The sequence below is a fragment of the Streptomyces fildesensis genome, assembly GCF_016107395.1.
Lineage (GTDB): Bacteria > Actinomycetota > Actinomycetes > Streptomycetales > Streptomycetaceae > Actinacidiphila > Actinacidiphila fildesensis.
Genome location: NZ_JAAIKO010000034.1, coordinates 1 through 20836, shown reverse-complemented (window position 1 = coordinate 20836; position 20836 = coordinate 1). Strand labels below are relative to the sequence as shown.

Genomic DNA, 20836 nt, shown 5'->3' with positions numbered 1-20836 from the left:
CCTTGCGAACCGCCCCGGACGTGACGGCCGCATACCGTGAGGTGTCTCACGTGCCGGCAACCTCTCCCCACGCGCTGCCGTCGGCAAGCGCACCACCGCGAAAAACCGGGTGCCCCTGCCGCGTCCACCGGGCACAATCATCGCCGATGCCTCAGCTGATAGCCGACCGGTTGCTCGCCGCCGTCGAACCACTGCCCCACTCGCTCCGGTTGCGCCAGGTGGCCCGCACCTGCGCCGCCCTCGCCTCCTCCGACCTGCTGGCCCTGCTCGCCGAGCTGGACGGCCGTGGCCTGTATGAACGTCGGCTCGCCGCGCTGGCCGCCCTCGCCGGACGGCAGGCGCGCCATCTGATCGACCGGATCAACGACCCCGACCCGGTGGTGCGTCGCTACGCGCACCGAGCGATCGGGGAGCTGCCCTTCCCGGCCGACGACATCGAGTTCACGATGCTCACCGCCCCGAAAGCGGTCCGCGACGAGTTGGCCCGCGCCATTCTGCGGGCCGGGCGCACTGATGTGGCCGAGCGGTTGGTGCCCGTCATCCGCAGGCGCTGGGGCGCCGCCGAGGCGGCCCGGCTGCTGCCGGTCTGCTCGGCCGAGGTCGTCAGCGCCGAACTGCCGATGCTGGCGCACGCGATCACCTTCTCCACCTCGCTCGGTGGCCGCCACCCGGGCGCCGTGCTGGACGAGGCCGAGCGCCAACTCGCCGACCTGCCGTACGGGTTGCGGCAGGCCTTCTGGGACCGGCACGCCCGCGGCCTGGCAGCTGCCGCCACCCGCAAACCGGCCCGGGTGCTGGAGCTGCTGGAACGCCACCCCGTGCGCACCCTCCCCGATCCGCTGCGCGACCGGCTCGCCGACCTCGCCGCCGTCTCCGCCGAACGGACCGTCCGTCTGCTGCTCACGACAGACCGGCACCGCTACGACCCGCCGCTGCGGGCCAACGTGGCCCGCCGACTGGTCGCGGCCCGGCCGGACGGCCTCGCCGTGCTCGCGCACCGCCACCACAAGGACCTCCTGGCGCTGTTGCGGCAGGTACCCCCGGCCCGGCGGGCCGCCTTCTACGACGAAGGAGCGCCGCCCGGCCCGTACCGCTACTGGTGCTCCGTCGACGTCCTCACCGTGCTGCCGGCGAAAGAGCGGCACGCGCGGGCGCGGGCCCAGCTGGCAGCGGACAGCCAGAACCTCATCCCACTCGCCCTGCTGCCGGTCGCCGAGGCACGGCCGAGGCTGTTGGCCGAAACCCACGCGGCCGATGCCTGGGACCGCGGTTGGGCCTGGGCACAGCTGGTCCACCAGGCCGAACTCTCCGGGGAGCCCGGCGCCCTCCCCGAGGCGCTCGAACTGCTCACGCGACTGCGCAACGAGCAGGACCCGGTCCGCCATGAGGCGCTGAACGCCGTCGCGGCGGTGCCGTCGAGGCTTTTCGACGACGCCACCGCCGGGCTGCTGGAACGGCTCACCGACGACGCCCTGACGGCCCGGGACTGTTCGACGGGCACTCGCGCCGCGCTCGTCCGCCTCGCCGGGGCCGTCCTCGGCGAGCATGCAGGGGGGCCGGCCCGCGAACTGCTCGCCTGGGCCGTTCGCACCATTGAACGGACCGACGGCGCCGGCCTCACCCTCCCTCCACGGCGCGAAAGGGCGGCGGTCGATGAGCTGCGGGCCGCCCTGGAACGCTCGGCACGGTCCCGGGACGCCGCACTGCTGCTCGCGCTGGCCGAGACGCTCGGCGCCCGGGCACGACGAGCCCCCGACCTCGCCGAGCTCCTGGAGCGCGTCCTGCACTCGGGCGGCGACAGTGCCGTCGAACGGGCCGTTGCACTGCTGCTGCGCGATTCCGACACCAGCCCTGAACGCGTGGCCCGGCTGCTCGCGCTGAGGCCGTCGGCCATCACGCTGGCCCCGGTGCGGGCCGTAGTGACCCGGGTCCGCACCGATCTGCTCGGCCCCCTGCTTGCCGCTCCCTTGACCGCGGCCGACCTCGCCAACGCCGGCCGCTGGCTCCCCGCACAACAGCACCTGGCCATCGAACAGCTCGCCCGTACGGTCGACGACCCCGCACGGGCCCTGGACGAGCGCGCCGCCGCCTTGCGGGCCGCCGCCCGGATCCCTGTCCACGGCGAGGCTCTGCTGCGCCGGTACGTGGACTCCGCCGAGATCGTCCTCGCCGAGGCCGCGCTCGCCGCGCTGCCCTGGACCGAGCGCCCCGCCGGGGCGCTGCCCGACTTGCTCTCCCACGCCGCCGACGACCGAGCCCGGGTCACCCTGTACGCGGCGGGCCGCGCCGCCCGGTTCACGCCGAGCGCCGAACTCGGCCCGGGGCTGCGCCGGATCGCGCTCGATCCGGGGGCGAGGGTGACCAGCCGCAAGCAGGCCATCCGGCTCGCCGCCGAACACCTGGTCCTCGCCGACGCGGCCGTCCTGCTGCGTGAGGCGTACACCGCGCCCGAGCAGCACCATGACGTCCGCGCCGCCGTGGTGGCGACGATCAGCGAACGGATCGCCGACCTGCCGCTGTGGGACGTGCTCACCGACGCGGCTGATGGACCGCCGGGGCTGCGGACGATGCTCGTCCAGCACCTCCGCGCGCACGAGGTACCCATGGAGCACCGCCCCGCGTTCGCCGGCCTGATGGCCCGACTGGCGATTGACGACGACCTCTTCATCGGCGCATCTGCGCGAGGGCAACTCGTCTCCTGGGGTCGGTATGCGCCGGAGGAGGTGCGGGCAATCGTCCCTCTGGTAACCGACCTCACCGAGCGGGACCGCTGGGAGGGAGCAGCCCGGGTTCTGACCGGGGTGGCGCTGTCGGACGCCGCTCATCCACTCGGCGGCTGCGCGCCCGGCAGCGTCCTGGCGGACGCCCTGACCACGCTGATCGAGACCGTGCACGCCGGGGAACCGGATCTCCCTGGCCGCGACCAGCCGGCCCGGCGGCGGATCGCCGCGCTCACCGGCTCGATGTGGAGCCCGGACGCCCCCGCAGAATCCTTCCAGGCCACCCAGCGCGCGGTTGCCTCACTCCTGCTGACCGAACCCGTGCTGCTGCCCGAGGCCACCCGTCGACTGGTCACGGCGCTCGACCCGGACGCACCCGACCTGGGCGAGCGCCTCGCCGAGCTGGCCGTCCTGGTCGCCGATCGCCCGGCGCTGACCGTGACCACGGCCGAGTCGCTGCGCCGGTACGGCAACGGACGACGGGAGGATCCCGAACACGTCCTGGCAGCCGCCCGCCGACTGGCCGCCGGTGACGGACTCGCTCCCGGCCTTTTCGCCGTCGCACTGACGACGGCCGGGGCGCAGCTCGGCTGGCCCACCGCCTGGCGGGAGGTGCTGCACACGCTGCGCCGTCATCCGCGGCCGGACGTCCGTGAGGCCGCACTGGCGGTATTCACCGATCCAGCGTGACCGGACCTCATGGGGTGGACGCGTTGTCCCGCGATGACGGCACCCGGACTTCCGGCGCGCCCCGGTCCGTGGGAGCCGGGGCTGCCGGAAACCGTCAACCGCGCGGCTCCTCCGACCCGCGTCGGGCCGGTGCACGGCAGAATCGGCCAGTTCCCCGTAGGGCCGCTGCGCTCAGTCGCCCGGCCAGGTTCCGGTGACGCGGCGCCACCCGGTGGCGCCGCCTCGCTGGATGGCCGCCCGCACGACCGAGACGATGACACCCTCGATGGCTGCGGCGGCGAGCACTCCTTTCCAGCTGTGGTCCTGCTCCAGCGGCTGCGGGGCATCCTCGCCAGGGCCGATCCGGTCCCATACCTTCCGGAAGAGCAGGCCGGCCAGTGCGCCGCCCGCCATTCCGACGACGAGACCGACCGGTTTGTACACGACTTTCGCTGTCTTGGGCAAGAGGTCCTCCTTCAGCTCTCTCACGTCATGGGGTCCTTCCCCGTCCCGCATCTCGTTCTACCGATCGCGGGCCAACCGCTCGTTCCGTGGCACGACGGCGTCCCCGGGATCAGTTCGGCGGCACGCAGGAGGCGCCCGGCCATGCTCATCGGCGAGGTGGGTTTGAAGACCCGGAGCATGTTGCCGAACCGATCGGGGCGGCCGAGGTCGTGCACGAAGGCAGCGGCCGACAACGTCACCATGGCCAGGGACCAGAGCTTCATCGCCGTCGCCGTGGCCCGGCGACCGAGTGCCCCGGCAGCGAGGACCGATCCGGCACCCGCCAGCCCTCTGCGGAAGAAGCAGCCCGCGGGTGGGCTTCCACGGTACGCGGGTCGGGACGGCCCGGCGGATGGAAGCACGCGGAGACCGTTTTGCCATGCGACCGAGCGTGGGTCTCCCATTCGTCCGCGAGCGCCTCGACGATCGCCAGCCCGCGGCCCGAGGGCCTCTCCTCATCAGGGGCGCGCGGGGCCGGCAGATGGTCGGAGGAGTCGCTGACGCTGACCTGCAGGCAGCGGCTGTCCCAGGTCAGGACGAGCCGGGCGCTGCTATGAGCATGGATGTGGGCGTTGGTGACCAGTTCCGAGACTGTCAGCAGAATCGCGTCCACCGTCTCGGGCACCTCGCTGGTCCACTCCAGGGAATCGAGGTGCTCCCGGGTCCACCTCCGGCTGGCCCGCACACCCGCTGTCACGGGAAACGACCGGGCCCAGCCGGTGGCCTTGAGCGATGTCTCTCCCATTCGTAACTCCGTACGTCGTCGGCTCACCGTGCCCGGCCCCGCTCCGGCCGATCGGCACGTGGGGCCGCCCCGAAACCCGCTCACACGGGGCTCACCGTGCGTGATTCGACTGCCTCATACCGCGTCGCACCGCCCACAAGGCCACGGCCGCACCGGCGGCCGCGACGACCGTCGCGGTGGGATTGCGGCGGGCGGCCTGTGCTGCCTTTCCCGCGGTATCGCGCACCGACGCGGGTGTGTGCTCCGATACGCCGCCCGCCGCCGTGCTTGCGACCGCGATCAGCTGCTCACCGGCCTGCCAGGCCTTCTCCCGCGCGGGTTCAGGTGTCCGGTCCTGGGCGGCGTGCACAGCGCGCGAAGTCGCGTCCTGGACCCGGCCCACGGTATGGGTCACCTTCTCCCGCATGCCGTCCTTCGCGTCCGCTGCCCTTTCCCGTACCTCCGCCTGGACCTCGGCTGCCTTGCCTTGGGCGCGTGCCTTCACATTCGCCTTGGCGGCCAGAGCCTCGACCGTCTGACCGAGCTGCTCGCGGGTGTTCTCCACGCGCTCGCGCAGCTCCTCGGGGGTGGGAGTCGATTCGCCGGCCTTCTTGTCCGTCATCGGTGCGCCCTCTCCTTGATCTCGGCCATATCGGCCTTCACACTGTCGATCGTCTGCTGTGGTGTCGGCGGGATCGCCTTGCTCACCTGCTTCTTACCTGCCACCGCTGCCACGCCCGCCACCGCGAGCAGGACGCCGGTCATGATCAGGGCCGCGGCCCAGACCGGCACGACCAGTGACAGGGCCGCGATGGCGGTGGCCGCTGCGGCCTGCAGCGCGATGAACGCCATCAGGGCCGCTCCGCTGAACAAGCCGCCGCCGATCCCGAAGCGCTTGCCTTTTCGGGTCATCTCCGCCGTGGCCAACTGGATTTCCTCCCGCACCAGCTGAGAGATCTGCTCCGAAGCCCGGGAAATCAGCTCCCCCACCGGTGCTTCGGACGCACTTTCAGCGGGTGGCCGGACGTCCGGTCCCATCATCGGTCTTCCCGCGCCTTCCGTTGTCTGGTCAGTGGCCCCCATCCCGTGTCATGGGAACCCTTACGGGCGCGCCTACCCCCGTGATGTCGACAGGAACTGCCCCATTCGGTTCTGTTGCCGTCTTCCGACGTCTCCGCGCCCCCGCCGTGCGGCGGAGACTCACGTGCCCGGCTTAGCGCCTGCTCGCGCGGGTAGTCGGCGAATGTCCACTCCCTGGAACGAGGAGAAGTTCCATGCTCATGGCGCACCCCGTCGTCCTGCGTAATCTCCTGGAGCACTACGAAGCCCTTGACGCGCTGGCCCATGCCGATGTGGTGGGGCCGCAGATCCACCACCGGCTCGAGGACGCCGCATACACGCTGTGCGTGTCCACCGGCACCCGCGACATCGACGCGGCGCTCCAGGTCGCCCGGCAGCAGCTCTCCCGTTCAGCGGCACCCGCGGCGGCTGCGGCTCCCGCCGCGGCCTCGGCTCGCTCCGCCGCCGCGGGACAGCGACCATGACCGCGACCGTGTGAGCAGCACGGGCAAACCGTCCGAGATGCAGTCACCCGGCGACCGGGTGAGAGTGGAACAGTCCGCCGACGTCGAGGGAGTTCGATGATGCCGGAAACCACGTATCCCACAGCGGCGCCGCCGAGGGGGCGACCGAAGCACGAGGCGGCGGCCGAAGAGTTCACACCTCGCGCCGCACGGCGGGAGACGGCTCAGCGGTTCTCCCAGCTGGTCGGGTCGCTCGCCACGGGTGAACTGGAGTTTCCGCTGCCCGGCACGGGACGTACCGCCGAGCGTTTCGCCGCGCTGTGCGCCGTCGCCGAGCAGGACCTGTCACTGGCGCGCCTCGCCGAGGGACACGCCGACGCACTGGCCGTGCTCGCCGAACTCGCGGGGCCCGCCCCGGGGCCCGCCGACCGGTGGGGCGTCTGGGCTGCCGAACCACCCGGCGAGGGCCTGACCGCGACCCGCGTCGGGGAGGGCTGGGAGCTCAACGGACTCAAGCAGTACAGCTCAGGGGCGCACAGTTGCACGCACGCGTTGGTGACGGCGACGGCCGAGGACGGCCGTCGCCTCTTCGCCGTGCGGATCGGCCCGCCGGCCTGCGAGCCCGTCGACGGCAGCTGGCAGGCCATCGGTATGGCGGGCAGTGACACTCCCGATGTCCGGTTCACAGCCGTCCCCGCCACAGCGGTCGGGGACGTCGAGGCATACCTCACCCGGCCCGGATTCCAGCACGGCGGTATCGGGGTGGCCGCCTGCTGGTACGGCGGCGCCCGCGCCGTCGTGCGAACCCTGCGGGAGGCCGCAGCAGGGCGCCCGGACCCGCACACCGACGCCCATCTGGGCCACATCGACATGCGCCTGCACGCCGTCGAAGCGGTGCTGGCGCAGGCGGCGGCCGAGATCGACCAGGACCCGATCGACCTGGGAGGGGGCGCCAGGCTGCGCAGCCTGCGCGTGCGGACCCTGGTCGAGGACGCCTGCACCGAGGTGCTGACCCGGGTCGGGCGGGCCACCGGCGCCGGGCCGCTCTGCCATGACGTACGCCATGCCCGCAATGTCGCCGACCTCACCGTGTACATCCGCCAGCACCACGCCGAGCGCAATCTGGCCGAACTCGGAGCTCTGGTCGCACGTCCGAACGAGGCACGATGACGGCATCCGTGGGGCACTCACGGACATCGTCCGGGGGCCCGAAGGTCCTGAACGTGATCGACGCCCCGGGAACCGACGAGTCGGTGTGGAGATCCTGGCCCCGTCTGCGCTCCCTGCCGCAGCTCACCCTTCCGCGACAGGGCCGGGTGGTGGTCGTGGCGGCCCATCCTGACGACGAGGTGCTGGGATTCGGTGGCACGCTGTGTCTGTTGGCAGCGGCCGGAGTCGAGATCGTCGTCGTGTCCGTCACCGACGGAGAGCGGTCGCATCCGTCCAGCCGGGTCCGCACACCGACGGAACTGGCCGGGATCCGGGCCGCCGAGACGCTGGCTGCGCTGCGTGAACTGGGGGCAGGCGCCGCACAGGTGAGGCGGCTGGGCATCCCCGACACCGAAGTGCCCGACCATGAGGACCGGGTGACCTCGGATCTCGGTGACGTCCTTCGCGGGGCCGCGCTGTGCGTGGCTCCGTGGACCGGAGACGTGCACGCCGACCATGAGGCGACCGGTCGCGCCGCGGTGCGCGCGGCGCTCACGGCAGAGGTGCCGTGCCTGCTGTATCCGGTGTGGATGTGGCACTGGGCCCGCCCCGACGACGTCCGCGTGCCCTGGGAGCGCGCGGCCCGCATCGTCCTCCCACCGGAAGCAGCAGCCCGCAAGACAGCCGCTGTGGGGCGGTTCGTCAGTCAGATCCGTCCGCTGGGCCCGGGCTCTGACGAGGCGCCCATCCTGCCGCCTGAAGAGCTGGCCCACCATCTGCGGGACATGGAGGTGGTGTTCCGTTGAGTACCGCGGCGTCCTATTTCGATGACATGTACCGGGGATCGGACGACCCGTGGAAGCTGGCGAGCCGCTGGTACGAGCAGCGTAAGTATGACCTCACGCTGGCGGCGCTCCCCCGGGCCCGGTACCGGTCGGGCTTCGAACCCGCCTGCTCGGTCGGCGAGTTGACCACCCTGTTGGCCGATCGGTGCGATGCGCTGCTCGCCTGTGACCGGGTCGCCTCTGCGGTCGGAACGGCGCAGCGACGTACCGCCCATCTCCCTCAGGTGACGGTCCGGCAACTGGTCCTCCCCCGGCAGTGGCCGGCCGGCACCTTCGACCTCGTCGTGCTGTCGGAGCTGCTCTACTACTTCGACCCGTCCGACCTGAGTCAGCTGCTGGACCGGACGGTCGGGGCTTTGGAGCCGACGGGCACGCTGGTGACCGTGCACTGGAACCATCCGGTGAGGGAACACCTGTGGACCGGGGTGGAACTGGCAGACGTCCTGGCCCGTGTCCCGGAACTGGCCCTCATGGCCGACCACCGCGAAGACGATTTCGTCCTCCAGGTCTTCGGCCGCCTGCAGAGCGATGGGGCCCGTCCGCCGTCGCCCGCCACGCGGGAAGGTCTGGTGTGAACGTTGAGGCGATGGCCGTCGTCGTCCCGGCCCACAACGAACAACTGCTGCTGCCTCGCGCCCTCAACGCGCTGGAAGTGGCCCGCCGTCACCCGGCACTCGCCGGAGTACGAGTGGTGACCGTGGTGGTGGCCGACTCATGCCGTGACGCCACCGCGGCCCTTGCCCGGCAGGCCGGGGCGGAGGTCGTGGCCATCACGGGCCGCAACCCCGGAGCGGCCCGGGCGGCGGGCGCGTCGCACGCCCTGGAAGCTCTCGGCACACCGGCCGCGGGAACGTGGATCGCGTCGACCGACGCCGACAGCGCGGTGCCGCCGGACTGGCTCGCCCGCCAGGCCGAATACGCGGCCCAGGGGTGGGAGGCGGTGGTCGGCACCGTGCGCGTGGAGCACTGGCCCCCCGACGCGGACGCGCTGGCCGCCCGGTTCGAGGAGCTGTACGAGGTCTCCCGCCCCCCGCACGGCCTGCCCTGGGATCATCCGCATGTCCACGGAGCCAATCTGGGCGTCGTCGCCCACAGCTATCTCCGCGTCGGGGGGTTCTCGCCGCTCGCCGTGGGCGAGGACCGGAGTCTCGTCGCCGCGCTCGAACGCGGCGGGCACCGGGTGCTGCGCACCGCGAACCTCTCCGTCGTGACCTCCGCGCGGCTGCGCGCCCGTGCCCGAGGTGGATTCGGGGACCACCTGCTCGGTCTGTCGCAGGATGCCGGCGCCACCGGCTGACGACGCCCTCGGCACCGCAGCCGAGGAGCCCTGCTCTGCCCAAGCCGTCGGGGTAGCTCGCCCGGATACGGGTAGACGCTGCTGGCACCGCTACGAAGGATGAGCGATCATGAGTGATGACGAACTGATGCGCCGCCTGCTCGGTCAGTACGGCCGGACCTTCGCGGACCGGCGACTGTTCCTGGACATCGCCCGCAATAGACAGCCAGACCGTCGTCGCCCCTCCTCGCCGTCCGGCCCCTGCCGGGCGCGCCCGTCGCCACGCCGCTCGGCTGGGACGAGATGGACGAGCTGGAGTTGACGGCCCGCCGCTGGACGAGTACCGACCTGGGCGACCGGCTCGACAGCGACCCCTGCATATGAGATCTACCGGCGCGAAGAAGGGGCAGCTGCCGTGCGTAGTGTGGGCGTCGAGGAAGAACTGCTGCTGGTGGACCCGGGCACTGGGGAGCCACGGGCCGTCGCGGAAGCGGTACTGGCCGCAGAGGTTGAGGCCGACGACGAGGCCAGGCTGGAATCAGAGCTGCAACGGGAACAGGTGGAGACCACCACGCGGCCGCAGACATCGATGAGTGATCTGGCCAGGGAACTGCGGCGCTGGCGAGCAGCGGCCTCGGAGAGGGCCCGCGAGACGGGGACGGAAGTGGCGGCCCTTGCCACATCTGTCCTGCCTGCGGATCCCTCGGTGAGTTCGGGGCGCCGCTACCATCGGTTGATCGAGAAGTTCGGTCTTACCGCGCAGGAACAGCTCACCTGTGCCTGCCATGTGCATGTGGGCGTGCAGTCGGACGAGGAAGGTGTGGCCGTCCTCGACCGGATCCGGCCCTGGCTTTCCGTCCTGCTGGCGCTGAGTGCGAATTCGCCGTTCTGGCAGCGCAATGACAGCGAGTACAGCAGCTTCCGGAATCAGGTGTGGGGGCGCTGGCCCTCGGCGGGTCCTACGGAGGAGTTCGGATCGCCGGAGCGATACCACTCTCAGGTGCGGTCTCTGCTGGGGACGGGGACGCTCCTCGACGAAGGGATGATCTACTTCGATGCTCGGCTCTCACGCACCTATCCGACCATCGAGATCAGGGTCGCCGACGTGTGCATGGACGCGGACGACGCGGTGTTGCTGGCAGCGCTCGTACGAGCTCTGGTGGAGACAGCCGCGCGCGCCTGGCGCGCAGGCGAACCGACGCGGGCGGCGCCGGTGGGTCTGTTGCGACTCGCGTCGTGGCGGGCCGCCAGATCGAGGGTCTCCGACCAACTCGTCCATCCCCTCATCTGGACTCCGGCCCCTGTCGAGACGGTGATCAACACACTGGTGGAGCACACCACCGAAGCGCTGCTGGACGCCGACGATCTGTCCCTGGTCAAGGAGTCGCTGAGTCAGCTGATGGGACGCGGCGGCGGGGCCGGGCTCCAGCGCGACACATACGCCCGCACCGGCGATCTACGGTCCGTCGTCACCGACGCCATTGCCCGCACCAAACGCTGACTGCGACCCCTCGCCGTAAGCGGATCCAGATGCAGGATCGGTGCCTACCTCCTTGAGACAGCTGTTGATGTGACCTCGTGCCAGCAGTGACGGTCCCAGCTGCCAAGTCCCCCATTGCGCGGGCGCGTCAGCTCGCCGACGGCTCGGCCGTATCGGCGGCCCCGCGTCGTCAGGCCGCGGTGGTCATCTGTCGCGTGGACGTACCGCAGTGGCAGCTCGCGACGCGCAGCGCGTCGGCGATGTTCCGGGTGCCGGTGGAGACGCACAGCGTGTAGGCGCTGTCTTCCAGCTGGCGGCGTTCTTCGGACGTCATAGCCCCCGCGCTTTCGAGCGCCCGCAGTTGGTCGTAGCGGTCGATCAGCAACTGAAGCGTGGCGGGGCGAGGCATCAGCATGACGGTGTCTCCTTCGGCGCCGAGTTCTTCGCTCGTCAGGTGCCCCGGCTCGGGCGTGGGCGGGGGAAGATCCAGAGCGGCATGGCCCTGTCGCCGCGTGAAAGCCGCCAGGCGGCGGTTTCGGTGATCACGCATGTTCCCCATCGCTTCTACCCAGCCCTCGGGGCGCCCCACAGCCCTGGGCGGGGGTCCCTGACACAGAACGGTAGCGGCGAGATTCGAGATTGTCTATTTTGGTCACAACAGTTTTTTGTCCGTCGCTGGAACAGTGTCCCGGCAGGACGCGAGTGACACCGGTGGGCTGCAGTTCTCTCGCCCTGCCGGGCGGGAGGTACGTGGGGCTCGGTGCCGAGCCGACCGACAGGGTGAGGAGCAGTCATGACGATCACCGCGGCAGCACAGACCACCATCACCGCTCCGGCCCCGCCCCCTGTGTCGCTGCCGTGGATCGAGAACCCGGGCGAGGTCGCCCCGGCCGACGCACGGGAGCTGTCGAAGCTGTTCTTCGACCGCCTGCGGACACTCGAGGAAGGCATGCGGGAGTACCAGTACGCCCGTAACACCCTCATCGAGCTGAACATGGCCGTGGTCACGTTCGTCGCACGGCGCTTCCGCAACCGCCCGGAACCGCGTGAGGACATCATCCAGGTCGGCACGATCGGCCTGATCAAGGCCATCGACCGGTTCGAGCTGAGCCGCGAGGTCGAGTTCACGACCTTCGCCATCCCCTACATCTCCGGCGAGATCAAGCGGTTCTTCCGCGACACCAGCTGGGCCGTCCACGTCCCGCGCCGTCTCCAGGAACTTCGGCTCGAGCTCGCGAAGGCCGCCGAGACCCTGTCCGACCGGCTGGAGCGGGACCCGACCGTCCCGGAACTCGCGGCATTCCTGGAGATCACGCCGGAGGAGGCCACCGAGGGCCTGGTCGCGTCGAACGGCTACACCGCCGGGACCCTCGACCTGCCCGTCGGCGGCGATGACAGCAGCGACAACACCAGCATCCTGGCCGACCGGTTCGGTGACGTCGACCCGGCTCTGGAGGGGGTGGAGAACCTCCTCGCCCTCAAGCCGCTGATCGCCGCTCTGCCCGAACGCGACCGCGCGATCCTGAACATGCGCTTCGGCCAGGAAATGACCCAAGCCCAGATCGGCGCCGAACTCGGCGTGAGTCAGATGCACGTCTCCCGCCTGCTGAACCGCACCCTCACCCACCTGCGCAACCACCTGGCCGCCTGACCGCCTCTGCCTGAGCAGCCAGCCGTGGCTGAGCGGGTACGCCTCACCCCGGCGTCGGAGGTGTTGGCACAGACGGCGTGATCAGCCCGCTGACGCTTGGCCCCAAGACGCCCGCCCTGTCTCCCCAGACCTGGGGTCTGGGGAGACAGGGCGTCTTGGGGCGATGCGACCGGCTCTCAGGCCCGGTGGGTACCGTAGTAGCCCTCAACCTGCTGGTGATAGCCCAGGTCGCCGGCGTGCTTGTCCTTGTCGAACTCCGGAGAGTTCTTGATCTCGTCCTTGTCGCGGGCGACGTAGATCTTCCGCTCGGCGATGTCGATGGACTGGATCGTCCCCGCCGGGAGCAGGACGTGCTTGCCGAAGATCCACACTCCGGTGTCGACCACGATGTATGCGGCGCTGACCTCGTCGGAGTGCTTGTCGACCTTGCCGATGCTGCCGTTGGTCGCCTCGACCTTGAACCCGGTCAGATCCGTACCGGCCTGGTAACCCGAAGCTGCCGGGTATCCCCACATGTTGTCAGTCACAAGAAACCCTTCCGTCGTCGTGCAGTGGTGCGAGAGATCCCTTCCGGCTATTCGGTGGGAAACCCTCAAAAGTCGCCTTCCCTGCAACCTCCGACCAACACGCGTTTCCTCCATCGCCGGACAATATGGCGTGGATCGCGTGCATCAGACGGCGGTCCGCGAAGATACGGCGGGAGGAAGGCGTTGAAGCCCTTCCGGCCGCGCGAAGGCCGCAGTCGTGGATGGCTGCAGGGGATCACGTCGCATCAAGTCAGTGCTTGAAGGCGTCCTTGATGTGCTCGCCGGCCTGCTTCACATCGCCCTTGGCCTGGTCGGCCTTGCCTTCGGCTTCGAGGCGCTCGTTGCCCACAGTCTTACCGGCGGCTTCCTTGACCTTGCCTTTTGCCTTGTCCGCGGTGTTCTCGGCCTTGTCTTCGGCACCCATGGTTCCTCCAAGATCTGTGCGGATGATGCACCTGGCCGCCTACCCAGGTCGGCCACGTCAATACCCGGCAATTTCGGACACATGAGGAATCACCCGGCGCTCCGCCCCGGCGACGAAGGGTGCCCTCCGATTGGCGGAAAATTGTGTGACTGCGGAATCCATCCCGGGGTATCCGCTGGTCAGGAGGTTGATAACCATGGGTCCACTGCTTCTGGTTCTACTGCTCGCCCTGATTCTGTTCGGCGCCGGGTTCGCGCTGAAGATCCTGTGGTGGGTCGCCGTCGTCGTACTGGTGGTCTGGCTGCTGGGCTTCGTCATGCGCGGCACGGGTGCCTCCGGCAGCCGCGGTCGCTGGTACCGCTGGTAGGCGGCCGCATCGCACGTCATCGTCAGGCCCCGGCCCCGCCGGGGCCTGACGCATATCAACACCGCGCGAGCACGCGAATCAGCGGCACGCTGCCCGACCGGACACGAATCCGGCGGTCCGGCTTCGGGTAGACGTGAGCTAGCGGGGGCGGGCGGGGCGTCGATTCTCGCGGGCAGCCGGTCCACTCCGGCCACCGCCCTGGACGTCCGGGTCGTACTCCGGCGCGTTCTTGATCTGCCCTTGGTCAGGCCGATGTAGATCATCTCGTCATCGTGGTCTACCCGCCGTGCGGTGCCGCGGGTAGCACGACGTACTTGCCGATCAGCCAGGGCTTGGTGTTCACCACTGGATACGCGCCACCGACCTCGTGAGAGGCACTGTCAATCTTCCCGATGTGACCATCGGTCGCTTCGACCTGGTAGCCGATCAGGTCGGTACCGGCCTCATAGCGCGCATCGGCGGAGTACTCCCAGATCTCTGACATGACGCGCTTCCTCCGGGGGAGATCTCCGGTTGAAGGCGGTGCGTACGGGATCGGCGCTCAGGTGTGGAGGAGGCTGTTGTCTCCGTCGTACCCGTCGGCAGCTTCATCGTTGAACCAGTGGTCGCCTTCCGCGAGATACCGGAAACGCACTCGCCTCGCGGTGGGCATCTTCACCGTGACCGCCCGCGTGCCGTCGAGACGCTCCTCCAGCGGATGGACGCCCGGCTGCCAGCCATTGAAATCACCCACCACGCTCACCGCACCTCTCGGCTCCTCAGCAGGCAGCACGAACGTGACTTCAAGAGCGTTCTTACGCTGGGTGCGCTCCAACACGGCATGGCTCCTTCTCAGAGGGGGAACATCCACAGACATCCTCATCGCCGAACAGCCCAGCCACCGGCCCAGCACGGCCTGCGGCGCCCCAAACCCACCCCATCGGCGCACAGCCACCAACCATCCCCACAAGCGTCGGGGGACATCGCCATGGGAGCAGGACCAGCCCATCAGCCCCGCGGCGCGGCGAGCCAGAGGGGAGCCGATGCTCTGCGGGGCCGGGCAGGCGCTGCCGGATGCCATCGAACGGGGCTTGCGGAGCAGCCGAGTTGGCACCGACGGCCGCTCCGCTCACCGGTTGCCAACACGTCGCCGAGGCGACTCCCACCAGCACTGTTGCGCCATTCCGGTGGATCGAATGGACCAGCCGGTGGAATCCCTCACCTCGCCGCATGAGTGGGAGCGCACTCACCTGCCGGAAGTGTGCGGAACGACGGTGAACAGCCCCCCGTCGGGGTCACGCAACGTTGCCTGTCCCTGACCGGGCGTGGGAGAGTGCGGAACGGCGGTTCCGCCGAGTTCGAGGGCTGCCCGCACGCACGCTTTCACATCAGCCACGGGGAAGTGCACCTGCCATCGGGGACGCCTCGCAGGGTCCGGCGCCACCTCGACAGCGCCGGAATTCAACCGGGCCATCACATGCCCCGCGCTGCGCAGCACCACTTCCTGGTCCTCGTAGGCGACCTCGCAGCACCCGGGGCGTTCGCACGCCCAGTCCAGGACCTCGCCGTAGAAGATGGCTGCGTCGAATGCATTGCGGGTCCACAGTCGCAACCACGCCGGTGCTTGTCGCCGCCATGCATCCCACTGGGACAACAACTGCCCTTCCCAGATGCCGAAGACGGCGCCGTCCCGGTCCGCGGCCAGTGCCCCGCGGCCGTCCCCGAGGCTCAGCGGCCCAACCGCGACCGTACCGCTGCGCTCCCGGATCCGCGCCGCGGTCACGTCCGCGTCCGCTACCGCGAAGTAGGGGGTCCATGCCACGGCCACCTGCAACGCAGGCGCCAGAGCACCGATGCCCGCAACGGGCGACCCGTTCACGAGCGCCACACTGAACGCGTCACCCAGTCCGCCGGGCCGAAACTCCCAGCCCAGCACCGCTCCGTAGAACCGCTGCGCGCTCTCCAGATCGCGGGCCATCAGACTGATCCAGCACGGTGCGCCGAAGACGTCGCTGCCGGTGGTTCCTGCGGTGGGCCCCGCAGCTTCTTTGTTCTCCATCGCTGACATCTCGTCCGTCCCGGGTTTCCGGCCGCATCGTGAACGTGAGGGCGCCGCTCCCATTGTCCTCTTGCCGCTTCAACGCGCAGGTCGCCGATCGGATGCGGGCGGCCGTACGACCGCCGGTGCCGGGCTTTCCACGCACCTGCTCAGGAGCAGGTCCACCGCCGGCACTCGCGATCTCGCGTGTTTCACACCACTGTCCCGTGCCCGCTCAACGCCGGGAATCGTGCTGTCCGGCAATCCACGGGCGTCGGGTGTCATCAGTGGTGAGCGAGGAAGTCCCGCAACTCGCGATGACGACGCCGGCATCGCGCCCCAGACCCGCCTCGGAGCACCACCCCAGGAACAGGCCCAGCCGCCACGGCAACCACTGCCCTGAAACTCCGTCGGCCGCCCCGTGGGCTCGGCGCCTTCCTCGGGGCAGCGGCTCTCCCATACGTCAGGGCCGTTGCCACGCCACTCCACGATCGTGGGATCGCGTAAGCACGTGGTCGCCCTGGGGTTCGATCTGCAGGTGGTCAGCCATGGCAAACCCCTACCCGCTACGCCGCGGCGAACACGGAGACCAGTGCTTCGCCGAAGGCGGGCAGGTCATCGGGTTTACGGCTGGTCACCAGCACATTGGGTCCGGCAGTGCAGATCTGGACCTGTCGGTCGACCCACTGCGCGCCGGCGTTGACCAGGTCGGTGCGAAGGCTCGGCCATGAGGTCAGGCTCCGCCCGCCGACCGCATCGGCCTCGATCAAGATCCAAGGGGCGTGGCAGATCGCAGCTACAGGCTTCCCGGCGCCGAAGAAGGCCCTGACGAAATCCACCGCAGCGGAATGCATCCGTAGCGCGTCGGGATTGGCCACGCCGCCTGGCAGTACCAGAGCGTCGTATTCGTCGGCCGAGACACCGTCGACCACATCGTCGACTTCGAAGGTGTCACCGTGGTCCAGATGGTTGAATGCCTGGACCCAACCGCTCTGGGTGGACACCAAGCGCGGCATGCCTCCCGCCTCGAGAACGGCCTGCCAGGGCTGGGTCAGTTCCACCTGCTCGACGCCCTCGGGTGCAACCAGGAACGCAATGGTCTTTCCCTGCAAGGTGACCATGAGGCGACCTCTCTTCGTACGCGGAGTCGGAAAGCGCCTTGGAATCAGCGGAACGCCTCCCCGGCCGCACAGTCCCCAACAGCATCAAGGCTTTCACACTCTCAACGCCCCCGCGCTCCACGAATCCGGACGCCGCCCACCGCGGCGTGCCAACGCAGCAGCGACGTGAGCGGCCCGCTGGTCGTTGCAAGGGCAGTGTCGTGAACCCGCACAGCTGGAAGCACCGCCGTCTGCGACAGCGTGGTGCATACCGGCCGCCCGGCTCCGCGTTTCGGCCCGGTCAGCTATCGAACTGAGCTCACCAGCCGCAATTGCACGTCCTTCTCCTGGTCCCCGGCGGCGGTGCTGCGTTCCTGAACGTTGAAGGCGGCGGATAGTGCCTCCAACATCTCGTCAACCGCCCAGTAGCCGCCCTGGAGGCCAGCCTCGACGGCGGCTGACAGCCGCGCCGGCGCGAGGGGCGCATGCTCGGGGGTCACCTCGAAGGTGGAGGCCCACACGGTGTGCGGGTGCGATGCGGCGTTCGGCGCCTCGTCGTCTGTGCGGTCGCAGTCGAAAGATCGGCGCAGTGCCTCGAAGACGGCATTGGCATCTTCTTGCGAGCAGCTGGTGAGCGTCACCACCACTGGCGTCGTGGGCTGTGTGCTCTTCACGGCAATCCCTTCCTTTCTCGATTGTCCCGTGAAATGGGGATCCGCGCGATCCTGGGCCGCCGAGTGCCGCAGCACGCTGCTTGTGAATCCTGAACTGAGGGCGCGAGAAATCTACGGTGACGCACTTGCCGGAGCCTGGTCGAGTCGAACCACTGACGACCATGATTCCTCGTGTCCTAAGCCGGTGCCACCAGTGCCCGTAGAACAAACCGCCGCGTTCAAGCGCAAGGGCCTTGCCCCGCTCCCAGGGCCATGGCACAGCCTGGCCCCCTATTTGCCTCTGCTCGCTAACAATCTGCGTGACGGGGGAAGGTCACGTCCGTTGGCGTGGTGTATCGACGGCCAATCGGTGATTCGTTTTCAGGCTACTGAACTTGATTGGGTGATGTCGGGGTCGTTTGCCTGACAGTCGCTGGCCCGTTCCGGTAGCCGTGAGGTGTGCGGTACGCGCAGGGCGGCGGGCTGACCGACGCTGAGAGAGTCAAGCGGGAGCGGTTGCGGCTGCAGGCCGTCGAGCGCTTCGAGAGCGGGCAGAAGAACGGGGAGATCGCTGCAGCGCTGCGGGTGAGCGAGCGGGGTCGGTGGAGCGGTGGCGACGGGCCTGGCGTGAACAAGGCGAGGCCGGGGTGCTGTCGAAGGGTTCTCCGGGAAGGTCTCGGCTCAGTGAGGCGCAGGTCGTGAGGCTGGAGCGGGAGTTGGAGCGCGGCCCGCTCGCCCACGGATGGGCGGACCAGCGGTGGACGCTCGCCCGGATCACGACGCTGATCGGCCGGCTGTTCCACGTCTCATACACGGTAGAGGGCACATGGCAGCTGCTGAAGCGTCACGGCTGGTCGTGGCAGCAGCCCGCACGACGGGCCATCGAGCGCGACGACGAGGCGGTCGCAGTATGGAGGAAGGAGACCTGGCCGTGGGTAGGAGCGTCGCGGCGGAGCGCGGCGCCTGGGTGGTCTTTGAGGACGAGGCCGGGCAGTCGATGACTCCGCCGCGGGCCAGGACCTGGGGCCGGATCGGCCAGACATCCGTCGTCCGCGTGCGCGGACGCGGCTCCGGGCGGGTGTCGATGGCGGGCATGACCTGCTACAGGCCGGGCGAGCGGTCCCGACTCATCTACGCGGTCCGCGAGTACAGGGGGCGCAAGGACGAACCGAAGGGCTTTGGTTCGCGGGATTTCCGCGACCTGGTTGTCCGCGCTCACGCCCAGCTCGGCGGCCCGATCGTGCTGGTCTGCGACAACCTCCGCCTCCACCTGACCGCCGGAATACGGGAGTTCATCGACGCGAACGAGGAGTGGCTCACTGTGTTCCAGCTGCCCGCCTACGCCCCCGATCTCAACCCGCAGGAGGGCATTTGGTCCCTGGTCAAGCGCGACATCGGCAACCTCGCCGCCGACCTCGGGCAGATCACCCGAGTCGTCAAGCGCCGGCTCAAGAAGATCCAGTATCGCCCGGACCTGGTCGACAGCTGCCTCACCGGCACCGGACTCACCTTCGACTGACCAGTCGAGTCCCTCGACCCAGCTTGGGTGGGGCGGCAATCATCCCCCCATGACACCCACCTCTGACGTGGGCGGGTACAGGTCGAGGACGACAGTGAGACCCAGCCCGCCGACCTCGGCGAGCAGGCGGGCCGGCAGGACGCACGCTCCCTGACCGCTCTCACTGCCGAACCCGAGAAACAGATCCAGATCGCACTCGGCGGACAGACGCATCAGCTCCTCACGACTGCCGCTGACCACTCGGACCAGCGCCGCGACGTGCTCCTCAAGCTCGCTGTCGCTTCCGAGACCGCTCCGCCGGATCCAGACACTGGACTCCCTCCGGGCACTCCTCGGGTTCCGGGGACTCATCAAGCTCCCCTGTTCGAACAGCTCGTCCGGAACAATCCCCAGACGAGCCGAGATCTCGTCGGCGCGAACGGTCCGACTCATGATCCGAATCGACCCGGCCGCCCACATCGTGTCCGGCAACAGCGATCGCATCGTCAGGTCTTCTGGCACGCCCACACAATCGCAGGCCGATCAGCGTTCGGCCACCGCATTCCCGTCAGGACGCACGCACAGCCCGCCCACCCGACATCACCCAATCAAGTTCAGTAGTACTCCAGCCGTAGATCGTGATCTCGAGGGTGAGGGGAGTCGAGGCGGCAGGTGTCCAGCGTGGATCATCTCGCCCGAGATCGCCCATGCCGTCGCGGGCGTCGGCTCCTTCTCCGTCTACCCGAGTTCACCGCGACGGAGGGCGTCCCTTATCTCGCTGAGCTTCGCGGTCGTTGCCGGGGTCCGCTCCTGTGCTTGTTCAACGAGTCGGAGGGCATCGTCGATCTCGCTGAGCTTCCTGGAGGACAGGACGGCCGCCCGCTCTATCAGGTCGTCCCGGGACACGGTGGTCAGCCACGTGCACGGGGTGAAGCCTGGACGCGGGAACGCGAGCCGCAGCACGCCTTCGAGCGGCAGCCCTTCACCGGCGCCGACCGTCACTTCGATGCCCAGACCGCCGATGTCGAGGCCCGCCGGAGCAACGACCTGCATCACCTGGAACCCGGACGCGTCGTCTCCTGACAGCAGTACGACCAACCTCCGCTCGTCGAACTGGACCCACCAGACTTCGCCACGTTGCACAAGCCCTCCGATACACAGGAAGGCAGGCAGACGCTGCGCGACCTGACGCGGTGTGGAGACGGGTGCGGCCACCGTTGATCATCGGTGTGTGAAGACAAACGATCATGCGGTGGCCGCAGGTCACAGCGTAGACCCTGCCTGCTGGTAGGAGGCGTTCGAGGGCCTGATGAGCCGGATAGCGGGACGCTTCACACGGGTCGAATCCCGACGCCGGGCAAGGAAGTTGGTACTCGGCCAGTTGTCGGACCTGCCGCGCAAGAACTGCTGGACCATCGCCGAGTGGGCCGGGGACAGGACCCCGGACGGCATGCAGCACCTGCTCGGGAGGGCGAAGTGGGATGCCGACCAAGTCCACGACGAGGTGGGTGACTTGTCGTCGAGGGTGGTGATCACAGACTCCATCTGGTGGCGGACGGCGTCGGCGTCGGGCTGTTCGAAGACCGTCCGCAACAAGGTGGCCACCTACGGCTGAGCGGACTTCGGAACCTTGGTCAGCAAGTTGCGCGCGTAGTGGAGTCGTAAAGATTCAACATGTTGCCTTTCCTCGCGGGACTCGTTGAGCCGGT

At 69.3% G+C, this 20836-nt stretch carries 24 protein-coding genes and 3 pseudogenes; 11 read left to right on the top strand and 16 right to left on the bottom strand.

Features of this window, described 5'->3' with window-relative positions; all coding sequences use genetic code 11:
• Positions 1–146: 146 nt before the first annotated feature.
• Positions 147–3410 carry a hypothetical protein gene (locus C6N31_RS31140; RefSeq protein WP_198358668.1) on the top strand — a complete coding sequence of 1088 codons (3264 nt, stop codon included), beginning with the start codon at positions 147–149 and terminating at the stop codon, positions 3408–3410.
• A gap of 171 nt (positions 3411–3581) precedes the next feature.
• On the opposite strand, the gene C6N31_RS31135 is transcribed toward C6N31_RS31140, so the two are convergent.
• From C6N31_RS31135 to C6N31_RS31115, 5 genes are all read right to left on the bottom strand, one after another.
• On the bottom strand, positions 3582–3854 hold the full coding sequence (locus C6N31_RS31135) for a DUF4235 domain-containing protein (RefSeq protein WP_269770842.1): 273 nt from the start codon (positions 3852–3854) through the stop codon (positions 3582–3584).
• Positions 3855–3874: 20 nt separating this feature from the next.
• Positions 3875–4117, bottom strand: coding sequence for a hypothetical protein (locus C6N31_RS47010; protein WP_381588841.1), 243 nt, complete (start codon positions 4115–4117; stop codon positions 3875–3877).
• A complete protein-coding gene (locus tag C6N31_RS31125; RefSeq protein ID WP_232485873.1) occupies positions 4114–4638 on the bottom strand; it encodes an ATP-binding protein in 525 nt (174 codons plus the stop codon). The genes C6N31_RS47010 and C6N31_RS31125 overlap by 4 nt, the downstream gene beginning before the upstream one ends.
• A gap of 91 nt (positions 4639–4729) precedes the next feature.
• Positions 4730–5239: a DUF3618 domain-containing protein gene (locus C6N31_RS31120; RefSeq protein WP_198358662.1), complete on the bottom strand. Its 510-nt coding sequence runs from the start codon at positions 5237–5239 to the stop codon at positions 4730–4732.
• Positions 5236–5655, bottom strand: coding sequence for a phage holin family protein (locus tag C6N31_RS31115; RefSeq protein ID WP_198358689.1), 420 nt, complete (start codon positions 5653–5655; stop codon positions 5236–5238). The genes C6N31_RS31120 and C6N31_RS31115 overlap by 4 nt, the downstream gene beginning before the upstream one ends.
• Positions 5656–5891: 236 nt before the next feature.
• On the opposite strand from C6N31_RS31115, the gene C6N31_RS31110 reads away from it, so the two are divergent.
• The 6 genes from C6N31_RS31110 (at position 5892) to C6N31_RS31085 (ending at position 10911) form a co-directional block, all read left to right on the top strand.
• Positions 5892–6161, top strand: coding sequence for a DUF5133 domain-containing protein (locus C6N31_RS31110; RefSeq protein ID WP_198358660.1), 270 nt, complete (start codon positions 5892–5894; stop codon positions 6159–6161).
• A 99-nt stretch (positions 6162–6260) separates the two neighbouring features.
• The gene (locus C6N31_RS31105; RefSeq protein ID WP_198358659.1) at positions 6261–7310 is read left to right on the top strand and encodes an acyl-CoA dehydrogenase family protein; all 1050 of its coding nucleotides are present in this window, start codon (positions 6261–6263) and stop codon (positions 7308–7310) included.
• Positions 7307–8095, top strand: coding sequence for a PIG-L deacetylase family protein (locus C6N31_RS31100; protein ID WP_198358657.1), 789 nt, complete (start codon positions 7307–7309; stop codon positions 8093–8095). Before C6N31_RS31105 ends, C6N31_RS31100 begins: the two co-directional genes overlap by 4 nt.
• On the top strand, positions 8092–8709 hold the full coding sequence (locus C6N31_RS31095) for an SAM-dependent methyltransferase (protein WP_232485872.1): 618 nt from the start codon (positions 8092–8094) through the stop codon (positions 8707–8709). Before C6N31_RS31100 ends, C6N31_RS31095 begins: the two co-directional genes overlap by 4 nt.
• A complete protein-coding gene (locus C6N31_RS31090) occupies positions 8706–9431 on the top strand; it encodes a glycosyltransferase family 2 protein (protein ID WP_244809730.1) in 726 nt (241 codons plus the stop codon). The genes C6N31_RS31095 and C6N31_RS31090 overlap by 4 nt, the downstream gene beginning before the upstream one ends.
• Before the next feature lie 394 nt (positions 9432–9825).
• The gene (locus C6N31_RS31085; protein ID WP_198358655.1) at positions 9826–10911 is read left to right on the top strand and encodes a glutamate--cysteine ligase; all 1086 of its coding nucleotides are present in this window, start codon (positions 9826–9828) and stop codon (positions 10909–10911) included.
• Between the two features lie 169 nt (positions 10912–11080).
• Here the strand turns inward: C6N31_RS31085 and C6N31_RS31080 are convergent, their stop codons facing one another.
• Entirely contained in the window at positions 11081–11305 is a 225-nt protein-coding gene (locus C6N31_RS31080) for a DUF5133 domain-containing protein (RefSeq protein WP_138355294.1), read from the bottom strand.
• 378 nt (positions 11306–11683) lie between these two features.
• Here C6N31_RS31080 and C6N31_RS31075 point away from each other — a divergent pair, with 378 nt between their 5' ends.
• Positions 11684–12541: an RNA polymerase sigma factor SigF gene (locus C6N31_RS31075; RefSeq protein ID WP_138355293.1), complete on the top strand. Its 858-nt coding sequence runs from the start codon at positions 11684–11686 to the stop codon at positions 12539–12541.
• A 176-nt stretch (positions 12542–12717) separates the two neighbouring features.
• Here the strand turns inward: C6N31_RS31075 and C6N31_RS31070 are convergent, their stop codons facing one another.
• Together C6N31_RS31070 and C6N31_RS31065 are read right to left on the bottom strand one after the other, a co-directional pair.
• Positions 12718–13068, bottom strand: a complete 351-nt coding sequence (locus C6N31_RS31070; RefSeq protein WP_198358653.1) for a PRC-barrel domain-containing protein — start codon at positions 13066–13068, stop codon at positions 12718–12720.
• Positions 13069–13318: 250 nt separating this feature from the next.
• On the bottom strand, positions 13319–13492 hold the full coding sequence (locus C6N31_RS31065) for a CsbD family protein (protein WP_138355291.1): 174 nt from the start codon (positions 13490–13492) through the stop codon (positions 13319–13321).
• A 196-nt stretch (positions 13493–13688) separates the two neighbouring features.
• Between C6N31_RS31065 and C6N31_RS31060 the strand changes: the two genes are divergently transcribed.
• Entirely contained in the window at positions 13689–13859 is a 171-nt protein-coding gene (locus C6N31_RS31060) for a hydrophobic protein (protein WP_138355290.1), read from the top strand.
• A gap of 277 nt (positions 13860–14136) precedes the next feature.
• Here the strand turns inward: C6N31_RS31060 and C6N31_RS31055 are convergent, their stop codons facing one another.
• The 5 genes from C6N31_RS31055 to C6N31_RS31035 form a co-directional block, all read right to left on the bottom strand.
• The gene (locus C6N31_RS31055; RefSeq protein ID WP_187145198.1) at positions 14137–14343 is read right to left on the bottom strand and encodes a hypothetical protein; all 207 of its coding nucleotides are present in this window, start codon (positions 14341–14343) and stop codon (positions 14137–14139) included.
• A 57-nt stretch (positions 14344–14400) separates the two neighbouring features.
• The gene (locus C6N31_RS31050) at positions 14401–14676 is read right to left on the bottom strand and encodes an isoamylase early set domain-containing protein (RefSeq protein ID WP_138355289.1); all 276 of its coding nucleotides are present in this window, start codon (positions 14674–14676) and stop codon (positions 14401–14403) included.
• Positions 14677–15084: 408 nt separating this feature from the next.
• Positions 15085–15897 carry a VOC family protein gene (locus tag C6N31_RS31045; RefSeq protein WP_138355288.1) on the bottom strand — a complete coding sequence of 271 codons (813 nt, stop codon included), beginning with the start codon at positions 15895–15897 and terminating at the stop codon, positions 15085–15087.
• A gap of 545 nt (positions 15898–16442) precedes the next feature.
• Positions 16443–16997, bottom strand: a complete 555-nt coding sequence (locus C6N31_RS31040) for a type 1 glutamine amidotransferase domain-containing protein (RefSeq protein ID WP_138355287.1) — start codon at positions 16995–16997, stop codon at positions 16443–16445.
• 284 nt (positions 16998–17281) lie between these two features.
• A complete protein-coding gene (locus C6N31_RS31035) occupies positions 17282–17650 on the bottom strand; it encodes a hypothetical protein (RefSeq protein WP_164297738.1) in 369 nt (122 codons plus the stop codon).
• Positions 17651–18088: 438 nt separating this feature from the next.
• Here C6N31_RS31035 and C6N31_RS47005 point away from each other — a divergent pair.
• Positions 18089–19148: pseudogene (locus C6N31_RS47005) on the top strand (IS630 family transposase).
• A gap of 39 nt (positions 19149–19187) precedes the next feature.
• Here the strand turns inward: C6N31_RS47005 and C6N31_RS31020 are convergent.
• Both C6N31_RS31020 and C6N31_RS31015 read right to left on the bottom strand, forming a co-directional pair.
• Positions 19188–19649 (bottom strand): DUF4279 domain-containing protein, encoded by a 462-nt coding sequence (locus C6N31_RS31020; RefSeq protein ID WP_138351879.1) that lies wholly within the window; start codon positions 19647–19649, stop codon positions 19188–19190.
• Positions 19650–19865: 216 nt separating this feature from the next.
• Positions 19866–20270 carry a type II toxin-antitoxin system PemK/MazF family toxin gene (locus C6N31_RS31015; protein WP_198358651.1) on the bottom strand — a complete coding sequence of 135 codons (405 nt, stop codon included), beginning with the start codon at positions 20268–20270 and terminating at the stop codon, positions 19866–19868.
• Positions 20271–20436: 166 nt separating this feature from the next.
• Here C6N31_RS31015 and C6N31_RS31010 point away from each other — a divergent pair.
• A pseudogene (locus C6N31_RS31010) lies at positions 20437–20640 on the top strand (transposase); the annotation flags it as partial.
• Here C6N31_RS31010 and C6N31_RS47000 read toward each other — a convergent pair.
• Positions 20625–20836: pseudogene (locus C6N31_RS47000) on the bottom strand (transposase); the annotation flags it as partial. The pseudogenes C6N31_RS31010 and C6N31_RS47000 overlap by 16 nt on opposite strands.